18 protein-coding genes are annotated in these 19,968 nt (G+C 70.7%); 10 read left to right on the top strand and 8 right to left on the bottom strand.

Annotated features, from left to right (window positions below):
• Positions 1 to 498: 498 nt before the first annotated feature.
• Complete coding sequence (gene hemF, locus EDC34_RS03330) at positions 499 to 1,431, bottom strand: oxygen-dependent coproporphyrinogen oxidase (RefSeq protein WP_425477443.1); 933 nt, start codon at positions 1,429 to 1,431, stop codon at positions 499 to 501.
• Positions 1,432 to 1,612: 181 nt separating this feature from the next.
• Between hemF and EDC34_RS03325 the strand changes: the two genes are divergently transcribed.
• Entirely contained in the window at positions 1,613 to 4,306 is a 2,694-nt protein-coding gene (locus EDC34_RS03325) for an Ig-like domain-containing protein (RefSeq protein ID WP_240311052.1), read from the top strand.
• A 52-nt stretch (positions 4,307 to 4,358) separates the two neighbouring features.
• On the opposite strand, the gene EDC34_RS03320 is transcribed toward EDC34_RS03325, so the two are convergent.
• Both EDC34_RS03320 and EDC34_RS03315 read right to left on the bottom strand, forming a co-directional pair.
• A complete protein-coding gene (locus EDC34_RS03320; protein ID WP_114959553.1) occupies positions 4,359 to 4,754 on the bottom strand; it encodes an ACT domain-containing protein in 396 nt (131 codons plus the stop codon).
• A 14-nt stretch (positions 4,755 to 4,768) separates the two neighbouring features.
• The gene (locus EDC34_RS03315) at positions 4,769 to 5,557 is read right to left on the bottom strand and encodes a uroporphyrinogen-III synthase (RefSeq protein WP_114959554.1); all 789 of its coding nucleotides are present in this window, start codon (positions 5,555 to 5,557) and stop codon (positions 4,769 to 4,771) included.
• 45 nt (positions 5,558 to 5,602) lie between these two features.
• Between EDC34_RS03315 and EDC34_RS03310 the strand changes: the two genes are divergently transcribed.
• The 5 genes from EDC34_RS03310 (at position 5,603) to EDC34_RS03290 (ending at position 8,757) form a co-directional block, all read left to right on the top strand.
• Positions 5,603 to 6,085 (top strand): YiiD C-terminal domain-containing protein, encoded by a 483-nt coding sequence (locus EDC34_RS03310; protein WP_114959555.1) that lies wholly within the window; start codon positions 5,603 to 5,605, stop codon positions 6,083 to 6,085.
• A 36-nt stretch (positions 6,086 to 6,121) separates the two neighbouring features.
• The gene (locus tag EDC34_RS03305) at positions 6,122 to 6,547 is read left to right on the top strand and encodes a hypothetical protein (protein WP_240311053.1); all 426 of its coding nucleotides are present in this window, start codon (positions 6,122 to 6,124) and stop codon (positions 6,545 to 6,547) included.
• A 79-nt stretch (positions 6,548 to 6,626) separates the two neighbouring features.
• Complete coding sequence (locus tag EDC34_RS03300) at positions 6,627 to 7,061, top strand: rhodanese-like domain-containing protein (protein ID WP_114959556.1); 435 nt, start codon at positions 6,627 to 6,629, stop codon at positions 7,059 to 7,061.
• Positions 7,062 to 7,193: 132 nt separating this feature from the next.
• Positions 7,194 to 7,718, top strand: coding sequence for a protein-export chaperone SecB (secB, locus tag EDC34_RS03295; protein ID WP_114959607.1), 525 nt, complete (start codon positions 7,194 to 7,196; stop codon positions 7,716 to 7,718).
• Positions 7,719 to 7,728: 10 nt separating this feature from the next.
• The gene (locus tag EDC34_RS03290; RefSeq protein ID WP_114959557.1) at positions 7,729 to 8,757 is read left to right on the top strand and encodes an NAD(P)H-dependent glycerol-3-phosphate dehydrogenase; all 1,029 of its coding nucleotides are present in this window, start codon (positions 7,729 to 7,731) and stop codon (positions 8,755 to 8,757) included.
• Between the two features lie 102 nt (positions 8,758 to 8,859).
• Here the strand turns inward: EDC34_RS03290 and EDC34_RS03285 are convergent, their stop codons facing one another.
• The 3 genes from EDC34_RS03285 to EDC34_RS03275 all read right to left on the bottom strand — a co-directional run bounded on the left by EDC34_RS03285 (position 8,860) and on the right by EDC34_RS03275 (position 10,789).
• Positions 8,860 to 9,420, bottom strand: coding sequence for a porin family protein (locus EDC34_RS03285; protein ID WP_114959558.1), 561 nt, complete (start codon positions 9,418 to 9,420; stop codon positions 8,860 to 8,862).
• 170 nt (positions 9,421 to 9,590) lie between these two features.
• Positions 9,591 to 10,070, bottom strand: coding sequence for a tRNA (cytidine(34)-2'-O)-methyltransferase (locus tag EDC34_RS03280; protein WP_114959559.1), 480 nt, complete (start codon positions 10,068 to 10,070; stop codon positions 9,591 to 9,593).
• A 17-nt stretch (positions 10,071 to 10,087) separates the two neighbouring features.
• Positions 10,088 to 10,789 (bottom strand): SDR family oxidoreductase, encoded by a 702-nt coding sequence (locus EDC34_RS03275; protein WP_114959560.1) that lies wholly within the window; start codon positions 10,787 to 10,789, stop codon positions 10,088 to 10,090.
• Between the two features lie 123 nt (positions 10,790 to 10,912).
• Here EDC34_RS03275 and EDC34_RS03270 point away from each other — a divergent pair, with 123 nt between their 5' ends.
• The 4 genes from EDC34_RS03270 (at position 10,913) to EDC34_RS03255 (ending at position 16,608) form a co-directional block, all read left to right on the top strand.
• Positions 10,913 to 13,756, top strand: a complete 2,844-nt coding sequence (locus EDC34_RS03270) for a M16 family metallopeptidase (RefSeq protein WP_114959561.1) — start codon at positions 10,913 to 10,915, stop codon at positions 13,754 to 13,756.
• 110 nt (positions 13,757 to 13,866) lie between these two features.
• Entirely contained in the window at positions 13,867 to 14,184 is a 318-nt protein-coding gene (locus EDC34_RS03265; protein WP_114959562.1) for a DUF4156 domain-containing protein, read from the top strand.
• A gap of 112 nt (positions 14,185 to 14,296) precedes the next feature.
• The gene (locus tag EDC34_RS03260) at positions 14,297 to 15,313 is read left to right on the top strand and encodes a 3-oxoacyl-ACP synthase III (protein ID WP_114959563.1); all 1,017 of its coding nucleotides are present in this window, start codon (positions 14,297 to 14,299) and stop codon (positions 15,311 to 15,313) included.
• Positions 15,314 to 15,438: 125 nt separating this feature from the next.
• The gene (locus EDC34_RS03255) at positions 15,439 to 16,608 is read left to right on the top strand and encodes a Fic family protein (protein ID WP_205388036.1); all 1,170 of its coding nucleotides are present in this window, start codon (positions 15,439 to 15,441) and stop codon (positions 16,606 to 16,608) included.
• Positions 16,609 to 16,629: 21 nt separating this feature from the next.
• Here the strand turns inward: EDC34_RS03255 and EDC34_RS03250 are convergent, their stop codons facing one another.
• Positions 16,630 to 17,919: a sialidase family protein gene (locus EDC34_RS03250; protein ID WP_114959564.1), complete on the bottom strand. Its 1,290-nt coding sequence runs from the start codon at positions 17,917 to 17,919 to the stop codon at positions 16,630 to 16,632.
• A gap of 61 nt (positions 17,920 to 17,980) precedes the next feature.
• A complete protein-coding gene (gene mnmG, locus EDC34_RS03245) occupies positions 17,981 to 19,870 on the bottom strand; it encodes a tRNA uridine-5-carboxymethylaminomethyl(34) synthesis enzyme MnmG (RefSeq protein ID WP_114959609.1) in 1,890 nt (629 codons plus the stop codon).
• Positions 19,871 to 19,968 lie beyond the last annotated feature (98 nt).

The raw sequence follows: 19,968 nt of genomic DNA, 5'->3' as shown, positions 1-19,968 counted from the left end.
GTTAGGCCGCGTAACTACCATGCCATGGCACCGTACACCAGCAGTGGAGCAAGTACCCAGGTGGCAAAGAGTATCCGCTGCCTCTTTGAGCGCTCGGGACGCGAGGCCAGCAGGCGTGGAAGATGCATGGGCAGTCCCAGCATGTACTCAAGGTTGAGCTTGAGGAGCGCAAGCAGGCCAATGACAAGCAGGTAAGGCCGCGCAGGGTCTCGTGGAAACTCGAATAGGGCTGCCGCAGCGAAGCCGACGCCGGAGGCTGCTAGGAGAGCTATGTTGCGGATCGCGATAGGCGACATTAGCGGCCTAACACCAAGTAGACCCCAAGAACGGGGGTAGATGGATAGTGCTACTCGGCGCAATGTGCGGTCAAGGCGAATTCCTGCAAGGAATTTGGCCGCTTGCGCAGGATTCATTGGGTGGTGGTGGCAAGCGGGCGTTCGTGCTCAAAGCCTGCCATCACGGGCGCGTGATCGTGCCCGCGCGGATTCCAGCGCCGATTTATTCCGAGGCCAGCCAGTCGCGTGGGCGCAGGTACTCGGCCAGGCGGGCTTCCGGGCTGCCGGGTTCGGGGGTGAAGCCGTATTCCCAGCGCACCAGCGGGGGCAGGCTCATCAGGATGGATTCGGTGCGGCCGCCGCTTTGCAGGCCGAACAGGGTGCCGCGGTCGTACACCAGGTTGAATTCCACGTAGCGGCCGCGGCGGTAGAGCTGGAACTGGCGTTCGCGTTCGCCGTAGGGGGTGTGTTTGCGGCGTTCGACGATCGGCAGGTAGGCGTCGAGGAAGCCGTTGCCCACCGCCTGCATGTAGGCGAAGTCGGCATCGAAATCCTCGCCGAGGTCGTCGAAGAACAGCCCGCCCACGCCGCGGGTTTCGCCGCGGTGCTTGAGGAAGAAATATTCGTCGCACCAGCGCTTGTGCGCGGCGTAGCGCGCCTGGCCGCCGAACGGCTCGCACAGCGCGCGCGCGGTGCGGTGCCAGTGCAGCACGTCCTCGTCGAACGGATAGAAGGGGGTCAGGTCGAAGCCGCCGCCGAACCACCAGGCCACGGTTTCGCCGTCGCGCTCGGCGCGGAAATGGCGCACGTTGGCGTGGGTGGTGGGCAGGTACGGGTTGCGCGGGTGAAACACCAGCGACACGCCGACCGCGCGCCAGGACGCGCCTGCCAGCTCCGGCCGGTGGGCGGTGGCGGAGGGCGGCAGGCGCTCGCCCGACACGTCGGAAAAACCAATCCCGGCCTGTTCAAACACCGCGCCCTCGCGCAGCACGCGGGTGCGCCCGCCGCCGCGGATGGGTGAGCTGCCCGGGTCCTTCGTCCAGGCGTCCTCGTGAAAGCGCGCGCCGCCGTCGGCGGCTTCGATCGCCGCGCAGATGCGGTCCTGCAGGTCGGTGAGGGCGTCGCGGACGTGATCGAGCGGGGGGATGGCGGTCATGCCGGCATTGTAGGCGCCGCTGCCGGCACGGCGTCATCTTGCCGACGCATTTGCGCGGATAATACTCGCCGGGACTTTCTCCGCAGGGATCGCGGATCATCTCTGGGGAAAACTGACGATGCATCACCATGTCCGGCGCCGGCTGGGGCTCGCCTGCGCGCTCGCTTTGCTTTGCTCGTCCGTGGTCGCGACCGATTTCGGCCTGCCCGACCACTATGAGTTCAACGCCACGCTGTCGGTGCCGTTCCAGGTGCAGGCCGGGGGCTTTCCGATCCGCATCGACTTCGACTACCCCGGCGCCGGCGACATCACCCGCGCCGCATGGCTGGTGGAAGTGCTCTCGCCCACCGGCGCGGTGATCGGCAGCGACAGCGGGATCGCCACCCTGGAGCACGGGCGCGGCGTGCGCAGCGGGCGCTGGAATGGCTTCGCCAATGGCGGCCGCAGCCTGCCGGCGGGGTATTACACGGTGCGCCTGCGCGCGGTGCCGATGGTGGAGGTGCCGGAAGACGCGCGCCTGAGTACCGAGCAGCGCGTGCGCAAGGCGCTGGCGGTATTCGCCGACGAGGTGGTGGAGCAGAACTTTGATGTGATGCTGGGACGCCTGCCGAAGGCGCGCATGCCGGCGATGCAGCCGCTGCCCACCGGGCGCGTCAGCGCGGCCGCGATCGGCGCGCCGGTGCGCGCGCAGTCGCTGGTGGCCGCCGGCGGTGGCCTGCCCTACACCATCTACTACGGCAACCTGCACAGCCAGACCAACCACAGCGACGGCGGCACCCCGGTGGCCACCTGCGGCGGCGCGGAAGTGCCGCAGGCCGGCACCATGGGGCCGGCCGATGCCTACGCGATGATGCAGACCCAGGCCGGCGGCGACTTCCTGCTCGCCTCCGAGCACAACCACATGTACGACGGCTCGACCGGCACCAACACCTCGGCCAGCCCGACGACCGCCAACAACCTGTTCAACTCCGGCCTCGCCGCCGCGGCCAGCTACCGCAGCGCGCACCCGCAGTTCCTCGCCCTGTACGGCAACGAGTGGGGCGTGATCAGCAACGGCGGCCACCTCAACATCATCAATCCCGATGGCCTGGCCAGCTGGGAATACAACAGCAGCAACCAGCTGATCGGCAGCGTGGCCACCACGAAGTCGGACTACGCCGGCCTGTACGCGATCATGAAGGCGCGCGGTTGGATCGGCCAGTTCAATCATCCGGCCAGCAGCGGCCAGTTCCAGATCAATGGCGTTTCGCTCGCCTATGACGCCAATGGCGCCGAGGTGATGGTGCTGGCGGAGGTGCTGAACAGCTCCGCGTTCTCCACCAACACCACCATGACCGAAACCGGGCGCAGCAGCTACGAGAGTGCCTGGAACAAATTGCTGGAAGCCGGCTACCGGTTGGCGCCTTCCAGCGACCAGGACAACCACTGCGCTAATTGGGGCCTGAGCTTCACCAACCGCACCGGCGTGCTGCTGCCCACCGGCACCGCGCTCACGCCGGCGGCGTTCTACGACGCCCTGCGCGCGCGCCGGGTGTTCGCCACCGAGGACCGCACCAGCCAGCTGGTGCTGACCGCCAATGGCCGGGTGATGGGCGAGTCGTTCTCCAACACCGGCCCGCTGACGCTGGTGGCCAACTACGCCAGCACCAGCGGCCAGAGCGCGCAACGGGTGCAGTTCTTCGAAGGCGTGCCCGGCCGCAACGGCACCGTCACCCAGCTGGCCGAAGGCAGCGGCAGCTACACCTTCACCCCCGCCGCCGGCAAGCATTTCTACTATGTGAAAGTGACCCAGGCCGACGGCCTGCGGCTGTGGTCGGCGCCGGTGTGGATCGACCAGGGCGGCAGCACGCCGGCGGATACCACCCCGCCCACGGTCAGCGCCAGCGAGAGCGGCACCTCGGGCAGCATCACCCTGTCCGCCGCCGCCAGCGACAACGTCGGCGTGAGCCGGGTGGAGTTCCTGGTGGATGGCGTGCTGGTCGGCACTGACACCAGCGCGCCGTATGCCGTCACCTTCGATTCCACCACCCTGTCCAACGGCAGCCACAGCCTGGTGGCCAAGGCCTACGACGCCGCGGGCAACGTGGGCAGCTCGAGCGCGGTGAGCTTCAGCATCAGCAATGCCGCCGCCGACACCACGCCGCCCACGGTCAGCGCCAGCGAGAGCGGCAGCAGCGGCACCATCACCCTGTCCGCCAGCGCCAGCGACAACGTCGGCGTGAGCAAGGTGGAGTTCTGGATCGATGGCGTGCTCAAGGGCAGCGTGCTCACCCCGCCGTACACGCTGGCCTTCAACTCGACCACGCTCAGCGATGGCAGCCACACCCTGGTGGCCAAGGCCTACGATGCGGCCGGCAACGTCGGCACCTCCTCGGCGGTGGCGTTCACCATCAGCAACGCGCCGGCGGCGGTGGAGCGGATCAGCAACGGCGGCTTCGAATCCGGCACCACCGGCTGGACCGCCAGCAGCGGGGTGATCACCAGCGACAGCACTTATCCGGCCAAGACCGGCAGCTGGAAGGCCTGGCTCGACGGCTACGGCAGCAGCCATACCGATTCGGCGTACCAGGCGGTGACGATCCCCTCCACCGTGACCAGCGCGACCCTGAGCTTCTGGCTGCGGGTGGACAGCAGCGAGACCACCACCAGCACCGCCTACGACACCCTGAAGGTGCAGATCCGCGACACCAGCGGCAATGTGCTGGCCACCCTGGCCACCTATTCCAACCTCAACAAGGGCAGCAGCTACGTGCAGCGCAGCTTCGATGTCTCGGCGTGGAAGGGCAAGACGGTGCGGGTGTACTTCCTCGGGGTGGAAGATTCCAGCCAGGCGACCTCGTTCCTGATCGACGACGTGTCGCTGAAGACGCAGTGATGCAGGCAGGCGCGCCGGGGCGGCCGCACCGCCCCGGCCGCGCGACGCATGTTCACGGCAGGAGCCGGTGCCCGGCCTCCTGCAGCGCCGCCAGCGCCGGCGCCAGTTGCTCCGCCTGCACCAGCAGGTAGTCGGTATCGAAGGTGCTCAGGGCGAAGATGCCCACCCCGGCCGCGGCCAGCGGCTGCAGCAGTGCGGCCAGGATCCCGACCTGGTCGAACGCGAACGGCCCGTGCAGCATCAGGCAGCGCCAGCCGGCCACCGCCTGCGGCAGGTCCGGCGCGATGTCCTCGGCGCAGACCAGCGACAATTCCTCCGCGGTGCGGGTGATCGACACCAGCCCGGGTGCCGTGAGCAGGGCGGGCGGGATCGCCGCGTCCGCCGCGAGCCTGGCCACCACGAACCGTTGTGGCAGCAGCGAGAACGACAGCGGGGTCGCGGCAGGCATCGCAGGCTCTCCGGTCAGGCGCCAGGGGCGGGACGTTCGGCGGGCATCGGCCGCCACGCGCGCAGCAATGCCGCGGGCCGCGCGCTGCTGGCCAGCGCGACGCGGGTGAAGCCGGCCGCGTGCGCGGCGTCCGCGAGGCGGGGGCTGGCGGCGGCCACGGCGACTGTGCGCAGGCGCGGGTCGTCCACCTGCGCCAGCAGCGCGGCCAGGGCCTCGCCGCTGCTCAGCGCCAGCAGCACCTGCTGCGGCCGGTCCAGTGCGGCCGCGAGTGCGGCCAACGGGCGCGCGCCCAGCGCCACCGGCACCCGCGCATACACATCCGCGCGCCGCACCTGCGCGCCGCGCGCGCGCAGTACGGGTGCCAGTCGGTCGCGCCCGCCCGGGGCGGTGACCAGCCCGAGCGTGCGGCCATCCACGTCCGCCAGCGCCGGCAGCGCGAGCAGGCCTTCGCTGTCCATCCGCGCCGGGGCCTGCGCATTGATCCCCCGCCGCTGCAACGCGCGCCGGGTGCCGCTGCCCACGGCGAGCCAGGGTTGGCCGCGACGCGGGTGCAAGCGCATCAGCGCCGCCGCCGCGCGCACCGCATTGGGGCTGGTGAACACCACTACGTCGGCGGCGAGCGCCGCCGCCAGCGCCTGCCGGGTGGCGTCGTCGTCGCGCGCGACGATGGCCTGCACCGACAGCGCCAGCACCCGCGCGCCCGCGCGCGCCGCCGCCGCGCGCAGGCCGCCGTGCTGGCCGCGCGGGCGCAGCGAAAGCACGGTCCAGCCGTGCAGCGGCAAGGGAGCGGAAGCGGTCGGCATGGCTCCAGCTTGGCACAGCCCCCTGCCTTGCGGCAGGCTTGGGCGATGGACGAGACCGCATCGCGCGCCGCGCTGGACGCCCTTTCCCGCCATCTGCACGGCATGCCCCCGGTGGCGGCCCTGCAACCGCGCATCCTCGGGTGGGAGGCGGGCCGGCTGCGGCTGGGCGCGCCGTTGGCGGCCAATGTCAACGACAAGGGCTGCGCGTTCGGCGGCAGCCTGGGTTCGCTGATGACGTTGGCGGCCTGGGGCCTGGTGGCGCTGGAGCTGGAGGCGGACGGGCTGGCGGGCGAGGTGTTCGTGGCCGACAGCCGGGTGCGCTATCTCAAGCCGGTGTTCGAGGACCTCGTGGTGGAAGCCACCTTCGAGGACCCCGCGGCGCGGCCGGCGCTGGCCGGCCAGGTGCGTGCGCAGGGGCGCGCCAGCGTGCGCCTGCAGGCGCAGGCATTGCTGGCCGATGGCGCGGTGGCGGCGACCTTCGCCGGGCGTTACGTTGCGATTGCGAAAACCGCCGCCGCCGCCGGTTAGGATGCCTGCCATCCGCCGCCTGCCGAGGATCCGCCGATGCCCCGTTTCCTGCTGCGCTGCCTGCTGCTGGTGCTGCTGCCGCTGCTGGCCTGGCCGGCGGGCGCCGCCAGCAGCCGCCGCGACGCGCTCGACCAGGCCCAGTACGCGTGGTCGGAGGCGATCCGCTGGGGCAATTTCGAGAGCGCCTGGGGCCAGGTCGATCCCGACGTGCGCGCCGCGCATCCGCTGACCGACATCGATTTCTCGCGCTACAAGCAGTTGCAGGTCGCCGGCTACCGCGACCTCGGCAGCAGCGTGGTCGGCGGCAGCCAGGTCCAGCGCCGGATCGAGATCACGGTGGTCAACCGCAACACCCAGCAGGTGCGCACCGTGCTGTTCCAGGAGCGCTGGCGTTTTGATCCCGCCAGCAAGACCTGGTGGCAGACCACCGGCCTGCCCGATTTCTGGCAGGACCCGGACTGAAGGCCCGGCCCCGCCCGCGGCCCGGCCGGCGCCCCCGGCTGCGGCTACAATGGTCGGCCCATCCCGACCGATCCATGCCGTGACCTTCGCCGAACTGGCCGCCTTCGCAGGCCGCAATCCCGTCCTGTCGCTGGCCTTCGTCGGCCTGACCGTGGCCATCATCGCCAACGAGATCGCCGGCCTGCTCAGCGGCATCAAGCGCATCGGCCCGTCCCAGCTGACCGCGCTGGTCAACCGCGACAACGCGCTGGTGATCGACCTGCGCGCCGCCGCCGATTTCGCCAAGGGCCACATCGCCGGCTCGAAGAACGTGCAGATGAGCCAGTTCGACCCCGAGAACAAGGCGCTGGCCCCGGCCAAGGCGCTGCCGGTGGTGCTGGTGTGCAACGTCGGCCAGACCGCCGGGGTCGCCGCCAAGCGCCTGCGCAAGGCCGGGTTCACCAACGTGGCGGTGCTGGAGGGCGGCATCCGCGCCTGGCTGGCCGCCGACCTGCCGGTGGTCAAGGGCCGCTGAGCGCCCGTCCTTCGCACGGGGCTTGTGTTTGCCGCCGTCCGCCCCAACCTCGCTGGGGTTGGCCCGGGTTCGATGCGATAATCGGCCCTTCCCTTTCGCTAGCCGCACCTCGCGTGCCCCTTGGAGTGCTCCATGTCCGATGAAACCCTGAACGGCGCCGCGCCGTCCGCCGATGCCCCGATGGGCCCGACCTTCACCGTCGAGAAGCTGTACGTGAAGGACGTGTCCTTCGAAGCGCCGAACGCGCCGCAGGTGTTCAACGAGCAGGGCCAGCCCGACCTGCAGATGAAGCTCAACCAGAAGGTGCAGCGCCTGACCGAGAACGCGTTCGAGGTCAGCCTGGGGATCACCCTGACCTGCACCCTGAACGGCAAGACCGCCTACCTGGCGGAAGTCGAGCAGGCCGGCGTGTTCGGCCTCGGCGGCATGGACGACCAGATGATGGACGCCATGCTGGGCATCCAGTGCCCGAACATCCTGTACCCCTACGCCGCGGCGGCAATCGGGCAGATGATCACGGCCGGCGGCTTCCCGCCGTTCCCGATGCAGCCGATCAACTTTGAGGCGCTGTACGCCGAGACCCTGCGCCAGCGCGCCGCGCAGATGGGGCAGGAAGGCGGCCTGCTGGCCGACGCCGAAACCGCCGGCAACGCCTGACCGGCGACGCATGGCGGCAGCTGCCAAGCCGAAGGTCGCGGTCCTCGGCGCGGGCTCCTGGGGCACCGCGCTGGCCGCGTTGATCGCCCGCCACGGCCACCCCACGGTGCTGTGGGGGCGCGATCCGGTGGTGGCGTCGGCGATTGCCGGGCGCCACGAGAACCCGCGCTACCTGCCGGGCATCGCCCTGCCGGCGGGACTACACGCGACCACGTCGCTGCCGGATGCGCTGGCCGATGCCGGTCTGGTGCTGGTGGTGGTGCCCTCGCATGCGTTCGCCGAAACCCTGCGCGCGCTGGCCCCGCTGCGGCCGGCGGGCGCCGGCGTGGCCTGGGCCACCAAGGGCTTCGAGCCGGGCAGCGGCCGCTTCCTGCACGAGGTCGCCGGCGAGGTGCTCGGCGACGGCGTGCCGCTGGCGGTGGTCACCGGCCCTTCGTTCGCCAAGGAAGTGGCGGAAGGCCTGCCCACCGCGCTCACCGTGCATTCCGACGACGCCGGCTTCTGCCAGCAGGTCGCCGACGCGCTGCACGGCCCCGCGTTCCGCGCCTACACCGGCAACGACATGCGCGGTGCCGAGCTGGGCGGTGCGATGAAGAACGTGCTGGCGGTCGCCACCGGCGTCGCCGACGGCATGGGCCTGGGCCTGAATGCCCGCGCCGGCCTGATCACCCGAGGTCTCAACGAGATGCTGCGCCTCAACATCGCCCTCGGCGGCCGCCCGGAAACCCTGATGGGCCTGGCCGGGCTGGGCGATCTGGTGCTGACCTGCACCGGCGACCTCTCGCGCAACCGCCGGCTGGGCCTGGCGCTGGGCCGCGGCGCGTCGATCGCGGACGCGGTGCGCGAGATCGGGCAGGTGGTGGAATCGCTGCAGACCGCCGACGAGGTGATGCGGCTGGCGAACGCGCACGGCATCGAACTGCCGATCGCCGAAGGCGTGCGCGACGTGCTGCACGGCACGGTCACCCCGGCGGAAGGGCTGGCGCGGCTGATGGCGCGCGAGCGCAAGGCCGAATACCCGCAGTCGCTGTTCTGCTGAATCTGCTGCTGGCCGCCGCTTCCGCGTGGCGGTCAATGCGACGATGCCAAACGAAAACGCCCGGCCTGCGCCGGGCGTTTCCGTGTTGCGGCGTGGCGTCGCTTACCAGGTGAAGCGCGGGCCGACGAACCACTGCTTGTCGCCGCCCTGGATCAGGCGCACGTCGGCGTTCATGCCGAAGTTCTGGGTGAACATCACGTTCGCGCCCAGGCGGCCGTAGGCTTCGCCGCTGGTCTTGTTGGTGTCCATGTAGCCGACCTTGGCATAGCCTTCCAGGTTCGGCATCAGGGCGCTGCGCACGCCGGTCTCGACGCTGTAGCCGTCGGCCTTCGGGCCGCCGTGCTTCACGGCGTAGCGGTCATAGGCCACGTCGGCCACGAAGTCGGTGTTCTTGCCGACCGCGGTGTTGTAGCCGCCGCCGATGCGCCACTGGTCGAAGCCGGCGCTGGAGTGCTTGACGTCCTGGTTGGTGTACTCGGCCAGCAGGTGGAAGTTCGGGCTGACAGCGACCGAGCCGTTCACGCCCCAACCGTCCGCATCCGGGCCGTTGGTGTTGGTGGCGACGTAGCCACCCTGCACGTAGTTGTAGTTGATGCCGTCGGCCGCGGAGGCGGCGAAGGGCAGGGCAGCAATCAGGGCCAGGGCAATGGCATAACGCTTCATGGGGGATGACCTCCGTGTTTGTTGTTATACGCACGACCGACCGGTCGGGCGTGGGGCCATTGTTGGCAGGCGCCCGCAACGCGGCCTGAATCCAGAACTCTTCGGTACAGGAACCGTTCGGGAATGCAGGAGTAAACGCGCGCGCCTTCGCTTGCCGCGCGACGCGGAGTTCAATCGCCGCCGGCGAAACCGGCCTGGCGCCAGGCTTCGAACACCATCACCGCCACCGCGTTCGACAGGTTGAGGCTGCGGTTGTGCGGGCGCATCGGCAGGCGCAGGCGCTGTGCTTCCGGGACAATCTCCAGCACGTCCTGCGGCAGCCCGGCGGTCTCGCTGCCGAACAGGAACACGTCGTCGTCGCGGTAGGCCGGCGCGTCGTAGCGCACGCGGCCGCGGGTGGACAGCGCGAACACCCGAGGCGGCGCGCCGGATTCGGCGGCGATCGCGGCCAGCGCGGCGTCGAGGTCGTCGTGCACGCGCATCCGCGCGTACTCGTGGTAGTCCAGCCCGGCGCGCTTGAGCTGGCGGTCATCGAGGGTGAAGCCGAGCGGGCGCACCAGGTGTAGCTGCGCGCCGGTGTTGGCGCACAGGCGGATCACGTTGCCGGTGTTGGGCGGGATTTCCGGGCGATGCAGGATGACGTGCGGCATCGCGGCATTGTAGGCGGCTACCAGGGCAGTTCCTGGCCCTGCCAGTCGAGGAAGCGGCCGGATTGCGCGGGGGTTGCGGTAGCGATGACCGCCAGCAGACCGGCTACCGATTCCTGTACGGACAGCGGCGCCTGCGCGCCGCCCATGTCGGTCTGCACCCAGCCCGGGTGCAATTGCAGCACCACGATGCCGCGTGGTGACAGCGCCTGCGCGAGCTGCGCGCCCAGCATGTTCTGCGCCGCCTTGCCGGCGCAGTAGCTGGGCGTGCCGAAGCGGGAAACGCGCGCGATCGAGCCGAGCTGCGAAGTCAGGTTGGCGACGGTGGCGCCGTCGCGCAGGTGTTCGGCCAGCGCCTGGGTGAGCAGGAAGGGGCCGATCGCATTCACGCGCAGGCTCTCCTCCAGCGCGGCCTGGGTGACGTGGCCGAAGCGCTCGCCCGAGTGCAGCACGCCGGCGTTGTTGATCAGCAGGTCCAATGCCGTGCCGGCGAGGGCGTGCTCCAGCGCCGCCGTGAACTGCGCGCGCGCGGCCTCGCTGGCCACGTCCAGCGCCAGCACGCGCAGCTGGCCCGGATGCGCCGCGCCCAGCGCCTGCAGCGCGGTCGCCTGCGCGGGCTGGCGGCAGGTGGCGATCACGGCATCGCCGCGCGCCAGCAGCTGGCGCGTGAATTCCAGCCCGAGGCCGCGGTTGGCGCCAGTGATGAGGACGGTGCGGGGCATGGCGATGGCTCCGGGTGGCTTTCGGCCTAGTGTAGGCCGCCGGGGCGGCGGCTATGATCGAAGGCTCGCCGTTCCGGGCCCCCGCCGGAACCGCGCTCCCGCCAGAACCCGAAGGAGTCGTCGATGTCCGTGTTCCGTCCCGCCGCGCTGGCGCTTGCCCTGGCCGCCACCCTGCCGATCGGCGGCTATGCGCCGTCGGCGCGCGCCGCTGCTGCCGCCGCCGCCGCCGCCGCCTCGGTCGATATCCCGTACGAGACCTTCACCCTGCCCAACGGCCTGCGCGTGATCGTGCACACCGACCGCAAGGCCCCGATCGTCGCGGTCAACATCTGGTACCACGTGGGCAGCAAGGACGAGCCGGCCGGCCGCACCGGCTTCGCGCACCTGTTCGAGCACCTGATGTTCAACGGCAGCGAGAACGCGCCGGGCGAGTTCTTCACCCCGTTCAAGGCAATCGGCGCCACCAACCAGAACGGCACCACCAACTCCGACCGCACCAACTACTTCGAGAACGTGCCGACCACCGCGCTCGACACCGCGCTGTGGATGGAATCCGACCGCATGGGCCACCTGCTCGGCGCGATCGACCAGAAGACCCTGGACGAGCAGCGCGGGGTGGTCCAGAACGAGAAGCGCCAGGGCGAGAACCAGCCCTATGGCCAGGTGTGGGACGTGCTGGGCAAGACCATGTACCCGGCCAGCCACCCGTACCACCACAGCACCATCGGCTCGATGAACGACCTCAACGCGGCCTCGCTGGAGGACGTGAAGACCTGGTTCCGCACCTGGTACGGCCCCAACAACGCGGTGCTGGTGCTGGCCGGCGACATCGACCTGGCCACCGCGAAGGAGAAGGTGGCGAAGTACTTCGGCGACATCCCGGCCGGCCCGACCATGGCCCAGCCCAAGGTGGACGTCGCCGCGCACACCGCCGACACCCGCAGCGAGATGACCGACAACGTGCCGCAGTCGCGCATCTACCGCGTGTGGAACGTGGCCGAGTACGGCCGGCCCGACCTCGACCGCCTGCAGGTGCTGGCGCGCATCCTCGGTGGCGGCAAGGCCTCGCGCCTCGACCGCCGGCTGGTGCACCAGGACAAGCTGGTGGACAACATCAGCGCCGGCGCCTACGGCTCGCAGCTCAGCAGCACCTTCATGATCACCGCCGCGGTCAAGCAGGGCGTGGACGTGGCCAAGGTGGAGGCGGCGATCGACGAGGAGCTGAAGCGGCTGCTCAAGGACGGCCCCAGCGCGGACGAAGTGGCGCGCGCGCGCACCACCCTCGAGGCCGGCTGGATCCGCGGCATCGAACGCATCGGCGGGTTCGGCGGCAAGGCCGACGCGCTGGCCGAGTGCGCGGTGTACACCGGCAACCCCGGCTGCTTCCGCGACAGCCTCAAGACCCTGGCCACGGTGACCCCGGCCAACCTGCGCGCCACCGGCAATGCCTGGCTGGGCGCGGGCAAGGGCAGCCACACCCTGGTGGTGAACCCCGGCAAGCGGGTCGCGCTGGCGGAAGACCCCACGGTCACCCCGGCCCCGTTCAAGACCCCCAAGCCGGACCCCAAGTACACCACCCTGCCGAGCACGGTGGACCGCAAGGCCGGGGTGCCGATGCCGGCCAGCTTCCCCGACCTCAAGTTCCCCCGCCAGCAGCACGCCACCCTGCGCAACGGCACCCAGGTGATCCTGGCCGAGCGCCACGACGTGCCGGTGGTGCAGATGAGCTACGAGTTCCGCGGCGGCGCCGCCGCCAGCGCACCCGGCGTGGCCAGCTTCGCGGCCGGCCTGCTGGACGAGGGCGCTGGCGACCTCGACGCGCTGGCCTTCGCCGACCGCGCCGAGGCGCTGGGCGCGCAGCTGGGTGCCAGCGCCGGCCAGGACGGCAGCAGCGCCTATCTCTCGGCGCTGAAGCAGAACCTCGCCCCGTCGCTGGCGCTGTATGCCGACATGCTGCGCAAGCCGCGCTTCGCGCAGGCCGACATCGACCGCGTGCGCGGCCAGTGGATCGCCGGCATCAAGCAGGAGAAGGCCAGCCCGAACGGGATCGTGCAGCGCGTGCTGCCCGGCCTGGTGTATGGCGCGGGGCATCCTTACGCGGCGCCGCGCAGCGGCACCGAGGCCGGGATCGCGGCCCTGACCCGCGCCGACATCCAGCGCTGGCACGACACCGCCCTGCGCCCGCAGGACGCCACCCTGGTGGTGGTGGGCGACACCACCCTGCCGGAAATCCTGCCGCTGCTGGAACAGGCGTTCGGTGACTGGACGGCCGCCCCCGGCGCGCCCGCCGCGCCGGCCATCCCGCAGGTGCAGCCGCAAGCCAAGCCGCGGGTGTTCCTGGTGGACCAGCCGGGCGCGGTGCAGGCCAACATCTTCGCGGCCAAGCTGCTGCCGTCCAGCACCGACCCCAGGACGGTCGAGTACGACATGGCCAACATGGTGCTCGGCGGCGATTTCACCGCGCGGTTGAACATGAACCTGCGCGAGGACAAGCACTGGTCCTACGGTGCCCGCAGCGGCGCCGGCGGCGCGGTCGGCCAGCGCCTGTGGACTGCTTCGGCCCCGGTGCAGATCGACAAGACCGGCGAGGCGGCCGCGGAGATGCAGCGCGAGATCGCCGAGTACGCCGGTGGCCAGCGCCCGGCCAGCGCCGAGGAAGTGGAAGGCATGGAGAAGGTGCTCACCCTGACCCTGCCCGGTGCCTACGAGACCGCCGCCTCGGTGATGAACACCATCGCCAGCAACGCGCTGTACGGCCGTCCCGACGATTACGTGTTCCAGCGCAAGGCGCAGATCCAGGCGATGACCCCGGCGCAGGTGAACGCCGCCGCCAAGGCCTTCGACCCCAGCGGCCTGACCTGGGTGGTGGTGGGCGATCTGTCCAAGACCGAAGCCCCGCTGCGCGCGCTCAACCTGGGCGAGGTGACCGTGATCGACGCCGACGGCAAGCCGGTGGCGAAGCAGTAAGCCCCGGCCGGTCGTCGCGTCCAGCGGGCTCGGCGACCCCACCGCTTTTGCACGATTCAGACGCACCGGGCCACAATCCGGTGCGTCTTCGTTTTCCGGGAGTCCCGCGCATGCCCCTGCCGATCCGCGTCGCCGCCGTCGTCCTGCTGGTGCTGGCCCTGCCGGCCTGCACCTTCGTGAAGATGGCCCCGGGGGCGCAGCAGGTGAAGGTGCTGGCGGCCGCCCCGGCCGGCTGCGAGGCGCGCGGCGAGGTGGTGGTCTCGGTGACCCACAAGGTGGGCTTCTACGAGCGCGACGCCCTACGCGTGCGCGACGAGCTGGAGGTCCTCGCGCGCAACGAGGCGCCGCGCCTGGCGGCCAACCGGATCAGCCCGCTTGGCCCGCCGGCCGACGGCGAGCAGCGCTGGGCGATGTGGCGCTGCCGCTGAGGCCGGCGCCGCGCCAACCTGAACAGGCCGGGGATACGCCGGCGTACGGGCGCGAAAGCCGCTATCCTAGGCGGTTCCGGCGCCGCCCCGGCGCCCGCACGAGTGTCCCGCCATGCTGTTCCACCACGTTGCCATCGCCGGCCTGGCCCATATCGACGCCCCGCGCCGGTTGACCTCCGAGGAGATCAACGCGCGCCTGAAGCCGACCCTCGACCGCCTCGGCATCCGGGTGGACGTGCTCGGCGACGTCGCCGGCGTGCATGCGCGCCGCCTGTGGGACGGCGACGTGCAGGCCTCCGACGCCGCCACCCTGGCCGGGGTGAAGGCGCTGGCGGATGCCGGCATCGACCCCGACAAGGTGGGCCTGCTGGTCAATACCTCGGTCAGCCGCGACTTCCTGGAGCCGTCCACCGCCTCCATCGTCAGCGGCAACCTCGGCCTGCCCGACACCTGCCAGAACTTCGACGTGGCCAACGCCTGCCTGGCCTTCATCAACGGCATGGACATCGCCGCGCGCATGATCGAGCGCGGCGAGATCGAATACGCCCTGGTGGTGGACGGCGAGACCGCCAACCTCGCCTACGAGAAGACGCTCGAGCGCATGACCCGCGCCGACGTCACCGAGGAGGACTTCAAGAACGAGCTGGCCACCCTCACCCTCGGCTCCGGCGCCGCCGCGATGGTGCTGGCGCGCGCCGAGCTGGCCCCGGGCGCGCCGCGCTACAAGGGCGGCGTCACCCGCGCCGCCACCGAGTGGAACAAGCTCTGCCGCGGCAACATCGACGGCATGATCACCGACACCCGCATGCTGCTGGTGGAGGGCATCAAGCTGGCCACCAAGACCTTCGAGGTCGCCAAGCAGAAGCTGGGCTGGGTCGCCTCCGAGCTCGACGAGTTCGTCATCCACCAGGTCAGCAAGGTGCATACCGCCGCCTTCACCAAGGCCATGGGGATCGACCCCAAGAAGGTCATGACCATCTTCGCCGAGCACGGCAACATCGGCCCGGCCAGCGTGCCGATCGTGTTGTCCAAGCTGCGCGAGATGGGCCGCCTGAAGAAGGGCAGCCGGGTCGCCCTGCTCGGCATCGGCTCCGGCCTGAACTGCTCGATGGCCGAAGTGGAGTGGTGAGCCGGCCTGCGACCCAAGGGACATGCGCGGGAATTTTCGTCTCCCGGGCAAATTTGGAAGTTAAGAAAAAATAATGCTATTTACCTTTCCTTGTAGCGGAATTTGATCGCCGCAAGGAAAGATCCATGGCTGACAGAACCACGGGCCACTATGTGCCCGGCACGCTCGCCGGCAGCCGTTACCAGGCCTTCATCCCCGATCCGCTGCCGCCGCATCCGCCGCTAGATCTGTCGGGCGGTGGCCTGATTGCGCGCAAGGAACGCGCCGATCAGGCGCTGGGTCGGCTGGACGGCATCACGTTGATGCTGCCGGACCCGGAGCTGTTCCTGTACCAGTACGTGCGCAAGGAGGCACTGCTGTCGTCGCAGATCGAGGGCACCCAGTCTTCGCTGTCCGACTTGCTGTTGTTCGAGGCCGACGCGGCACCCGGCGTGCCGATCGACGATGTCGAGGAAGTATCCAACTACGTCGCTGCGCTCAAGCATGGCCTGCGCCGCTTGCGGGAAGACGAGTTTCCGCTGTCGCTGCGCCTGATTCGCGAAATGCATGCGCTGCTGTTGCGCGGTGGACGCGGCGCCAACAAGCAGCCGGGCGAGTTCCGCACGGGGCAGGTTTGGATAGGCGGCCCATCGCCAGCGCTGGCGCATTTCGTGCCGCCGCCGCCGGAGGCACTGCCCGACGCACTGGCGGCGCTGGAGCGGTTCCTGCACGAACCCGCGGGCAGTATGCCGCCGCTGGTGAAGGCCGCGCTGGCGCACGTACAGTTCGAGACCATCCATCCTTTCAGTGATGGCAATGGCCGCCTCGGCCGCCTGCTGATCACCTTGATCCTGTGCAGCGAGGGCGTGCTGCGCGAACCCAGCCTGTACCTCAGCCTGTACTTCAAGCGCCGCCGTGCCGACTACTACGACCTGCTCAACGGCGTGCGCATGTGCGGCGACTGGGAGAGCTGGCTGGGGTTCTTCCTGGACGGCGTGGCCGATACCGCGCAGCAGGCGGTGGACACGGCACAGCGCCTGTTGGCGCTGTTGGCCCGGGATCGCGCGCGCATCGCCGCACTGGGCAAGCGCGCCGGCAATGTCGGCCTGGTGTTCGAGCAGTTTGCCCGCCGGGTGCTGCTGACCGTGCCGCAGGTCGCCCCGCATCTGGCGCTCAGCCCGCCCACCATCCGTGCCGCCGTGCGCGCGCTGGAGGAGCTGGGCATCGTCAACGAAGTCACGGGCCAGCAACGCCACCGCGTGTTCGCCTACCAGCAGTATCTCGACATTCTCAGCGAAGGCGCACAGCCACTGTGAGCGCTGCCGGCCGGCGCACCCTCAGCGCGTCACCCGCGCGCCCTTGAGGTGGGCCACGCCGCTGGCGTCCACGTCGGTCCAGGCCAGCCACGCGCCCCCCTCGTCCACGACGAGACGCGGGTAGCCGCTGGCCAGGCCGCGGGTGGCGAGGCGGGCGACGGTGAGCACCTGCAGCGGCTTGCCGGCGAGGTCGGGCGCGTAGCGGGCCAGCTGCAGGCGCTGGCCGCCGCTTTCCTCGCGCAGCCAGGCCACCCACACCTGGCGGGCATCCATCGCCACCGCGGGGCGCCCCAGCACGCCGGGGCCGGCATCCACCCGCACCGGCGTGCCGAAGCTGTCGCCGGCATCGCTGCTGCGCGCCAGCCACAGCGCGGGGCTGCCGTCGCCTTCGCTGTACCAGACCAGCGCCACGTCCGCATCGCGCGCGGCCAGCGCGGGGCCGTTCACCGGGCAGCCTTCCACCTTCCAGCCGTCGGCATGCGCGATCCGCGGCGCGGTCCACGCGCCCTGCTGGTAGCGCGCGGTGGCGATGTCGCGCACCTCGTTCGCGTCGCGGTCGCGCCAGGCCAGCAGCGGGCCGCGGCGGGTGATGGCCACCGCGACCTGGCAGCAGTCGCAGGTGCGCGTATCCACCACCGCATCGCTGGCGCGCGCCAGGTCGAGGGTGAAGCGGTTGGCGCGCAGCTGCATATCGCCTTCGCCATCGTCGTGCGCGGAGGAGGCATCGTGACCGGCAGCGGCCGTCGAGGCCGGGCGCTTGACGCGGCCGTCCAGCCAGGCGATGCCGGCGCCGTCATTGCCGTCGGCCCACAGCGCGGCGAACCCGTGTTCGGTGGGCATGCCGTCGGTGTTCACCCGGGTGATCTGTTCCCAGGCCATGCCGCCGTCCTTCGAGCGCGCCAGCATCACGTCGGTGCCGCCGGCGTTGTCCGGCTGCGCCTGCACCCACTGCGCCCATAGCGCGCCATCGGGCGTGGCCAGCAGGTGCGGGGTGTCGGCGGCATTCGCCTGCAGCGCGTTGCCCACGGCAATCGTGCGCGGCTGGCTCTGCCAGCCGTCGGCTTCGGTGTAGGAGGCGAATTGCAGCGCGTTGCGGCGGCCTTCGCGGCGGTTGATCCAGCCCAGCAGCACGCGCCCGCCGGGGCCCGCCACCAGGTCGGGTGCCATCGAGCCGGCTTCCGCCGGCAGCACCCAGGTCTGCACCGCGTAGTCGCCATTGGCGGGGCGGGCGGGGGTGGCGTCGCGCTGGCAGGCGGCCAGCAGCGGCAGGGCGAGGACGAAGGCGAGGGCGGAAGCGGTGCGCGCGTTCATGGGCGAAGGATACGCCGGTCGCCGCGGCCCGCGCATGCGCCTGCGGGACTGCGCGCGCGCCTTAGGCGGCGCGTTCGCGGCGCGCGCGTTCCAGGTGCACCAAGAGCAGCGAGATCGCCGCCGGGGTCACGCCCGGGATGCGCTGCGCCTGCCCGACCGTCTGCGGCCGCACCTGCTGCAGCTTCTGCAGCACCTCGGCGGACAGCCCGCGCACCTGCGCGTAGTCGAAGCCGTCGGGGATCGCGGTCGCTTCATGGCGCTGCTGGCGCGCGATTTCCTCGCGCTGGCGCTCGAGGTAGCCGGCGTACTTGGTGGCGATCTCCACCTGCTCGGCGACCTTGGCGTCGTCCACCGCGGGCCCGAGCTCGGGCACCTGCATCAGCGTGGCGTAGTCCAGCTCCGGCCGCCGCAGCAGGTCCAGCGCGCTGTTCTCGCGGCTGACCTCGATGCCGAGGTGGCGCGCCAGCGCGGCGCCCAGCGCGTTGTTCGGCGCCGCCCATAAGCCGGCCAGGCGCGCGGTCTCGCGCTCCACCGCCTCGCGCTTGCGGGCGAAGCGCTCCCAGCGCAGGTCATCGACCAGTCCCAGCTCGCGCCCGAGTGGCGTCAGCCGCGCGTCGGCGTTGTCCTCGCGCAGTTGCAGCCGGTACTCGGCGCGGCTGGTGAACATGCGGTACGGCTCGGAGGTGCCGTGGGTGATCAGGTCGTCCACCAGCACGCCGAGGTAGGCCTGGTCACGGCGCAGGGTCCACGGCTCCTGCTGCCTGACGAAGCGCGCGGCGTTGACCCCGGCCAGCAGGCCCTGCGCGGCGGCTTCCTCGTAGCCGGTGGTGCCGTTGATCTGGCCGGCGAAGAACAGCCCGGCCACCGCCTTGGTTTCCAGCGAGGCCTTCAGCCCGCGCGGGTCGAAGAAGTCGTATTCGATCGCATACCCGGGGCGGGTGATGTGCGCCTGCTCGAAGCCGCGGATCGAACGCACCATCTCCAGCTGCACGTCGAACGGCAGCGAGGTGGAAATCCCGTTCGGGTAGATCTCGGCCACGCCGAGGCCTTCCGGCTCGACGAAGATCTGGTGGCTGGCTTTCTCCGCAAAGCGCACCACCTTGTCCTCGATCGACGGGCAGTAGCGCGGGCCGATGCCTTCGATCTGGCCGGAATACAGTGGGCTGCGATCCAGCGCGCCGCGGATGATGGCGTGGGTGCGCTCGGTGGTGTGGGTGATCCAGCAGCTGACCTGCGGCGGATGGTCGGCAGGGCTGCCGAGGAACGACATCGCCGGGCGCGGGTCGTCGCCGGGCTGCTCCTCCATCACCGCGTAATCCAGCGTGCGGCCATCGATCCGCGGCGGGGTGCCGGTCTTCAGTCGGTCCACCACGAAGCGGCCCTCGCGCAATTTCTGCGCCAGCGCGGTGGACGGCGGATCGCCCATGCGCCCGGCGGCGTACTGGGTCTGCCCGATGTGGATCTTGCCGGCGAGGAAGGTGCCGGCGGTCAGCACCACCGCCGCGGCATCAAAGCGCAGGCCGGTATTGGTGATCGCGCCGCGCACGGTCTCATCCGTGATGACGAGATCGTCCACCGCGGCCTGGAACACGGTGAGGTTGGGCTGGGTTTCCACCGCGCGGCGGATGAAGGCGCGGTACAGCGCGCGATCGGCCTGGCAGCGGGTGGCGCGCACCGCCGGGCCCTTGCTGGCATTGAGCACGCGCCACTGGATGCCGGCGGCATCGGCGGCGCGCGCCATGATGCCGCCCAGCGCGTCGATCTCCTTCACCAGGTGGCCCTTGCCGATCCCGCCGATCGCCGGGTTGCAGCTCATCGCGCCCACGGTCTCGATGCTGTGGGTCAGCAGCAGCGTGCGCGCACCGGCGCGCGCGGATGCCAGCGCGGCTTCGGTGCCGGCATGGCCGCCGCCGATCACGATCACGTCGAAGCGGTAGAAGGAGTCGCTCATCTTGCGGGCCATTATCGCGCGGCGGGCGTGGCCGTGCGCGGGATTGGCACGGTTCCTGCTTCCATCAGGCCGGCACTCGACCTGGCACGCCGCAAGGT

Source organism: Thermomonas haemolytica (assembly GCF_004346265.1).
Taxonomy (GTDB): Bacteria; Pseudomonadota; Gammaproteobacteria; order Xanthomonadales; family Xanthomonadaceae; genus Thermomonas; species Thermomonas haemolytica.
The sequence above is the reverse complement of the archived record's forward strand: the minus strand, read 5'-3'. Positions and strand labels throughout refer to the sequence as shown.

Coding starts and splice junctions, on each gene's coding strand:
- hemF (WP_425477443.1), bottom strand. CDS start 1,431: ATGACCGCCATCCCCCCGCTCGATCACGTCCGCGACGCCCTCACCGAC.
- EDC34_RS03320 (WP_114959553.1), bottom strand. CDS start 4,754: ATGCCTGCCGCGACCCCGCTGTCGTTCTCGCTGCTGCCACAACGGTTC.
- EDC34_RS03315 (WP_114959554.1), bottom strand. CDS start 5,557: ATGCCGACCGCTTCCGCTCCCTTGCCGCTGCACGGCTGGACCGTGCTT.
- EDC34_RS03310 (WP_114959555.1), top strand. CDS start 5,603: ATGGACGAGACCGCATCGCGCGCCGCGCTGGACGCCCTTTCCCGCCAT.
- EDC34_RS03305 (WP_240311053.1), top strand. CDS start 6,122: ATGCCCCGTTTCCTGCTGCGCTGCCTGCTGCTGGTGCTGCTGCCGCTG.
- secB (WP_114959607.1), top strand. CDS start 7,194: ATGTCCGATGAAACCCTGAACGGCGCCGCGCCGTCCGCCGATGCCCCG.
- EDC34_RS03290 (WP_114959557.1), top strand. CDS start 7,729: ATGGCGGCAGCTGCCAAGCCGAAGGTCGCGGTCCTCGGCGCGGGCTCC.
- EDC34_RS03285 (WP_114959558.1), bottom strand. CDS start 9,420: ATGAAGCGTTATGCCATTGCCCTGGCCCTGATTGCTGCCCTGCCCTTC.
- EDC34_RS03280 (WP_114959559.1), bottom strand. CDS start 10,070: ATGCCGCACGTCATCCTGCATCGCCCGGAAATCCCGCCCAACACCGGC.
- EDC34_RS03275 (WP_114959560.1), bottom strand. CDS start 10,789: ATGCCCCGCACCGTCCTCATCACTGGCGCCAACCGCGGCCTCGGGCTG.
- EDC34_RS03270 (WP_114959561.1), top strand. CDS start 10,913: ATGTCCGTGTTCCGTCCCGCCGCGCTGGCGCTTGCCCTGGCCGCCACC.
- EDC34_RS03265 (WP_114959562.1), top strand. CDS start 13,867: ATGCCCCTGCCGATCCGCGTCGCCGCCGTCGTCCTGCTGGTGCTGGCC.
- EDC34_RS03260 (WP_114959563.1), top strand. CDS start 14,297: ATGCTGTTCCACCACGTTGCCATCGCCGGCCTGGCCCATATCGACGCC.
- EDC34_RS03255 (WP_205388036.1), top strand. CDS start 15,439: ATGGCTGACAGAACCACGGGCCACTATGTGCCCGGCACGCTCGCCGGC.
- EDC34_RS03250 (WP_114959564.1), bottom strand. CDS start 17,919: ATGAACGCGCGCACCGCTTCCGCCCTCGCCTTCGTCCTCGCCCTGCCG.
- mnmG (WP_114959609.1), bottom strand. CDS start 19,870: ATGAGCGACTCCTTCTACCGCTTCGACGTGATCGTGATCGGCGGCGGC.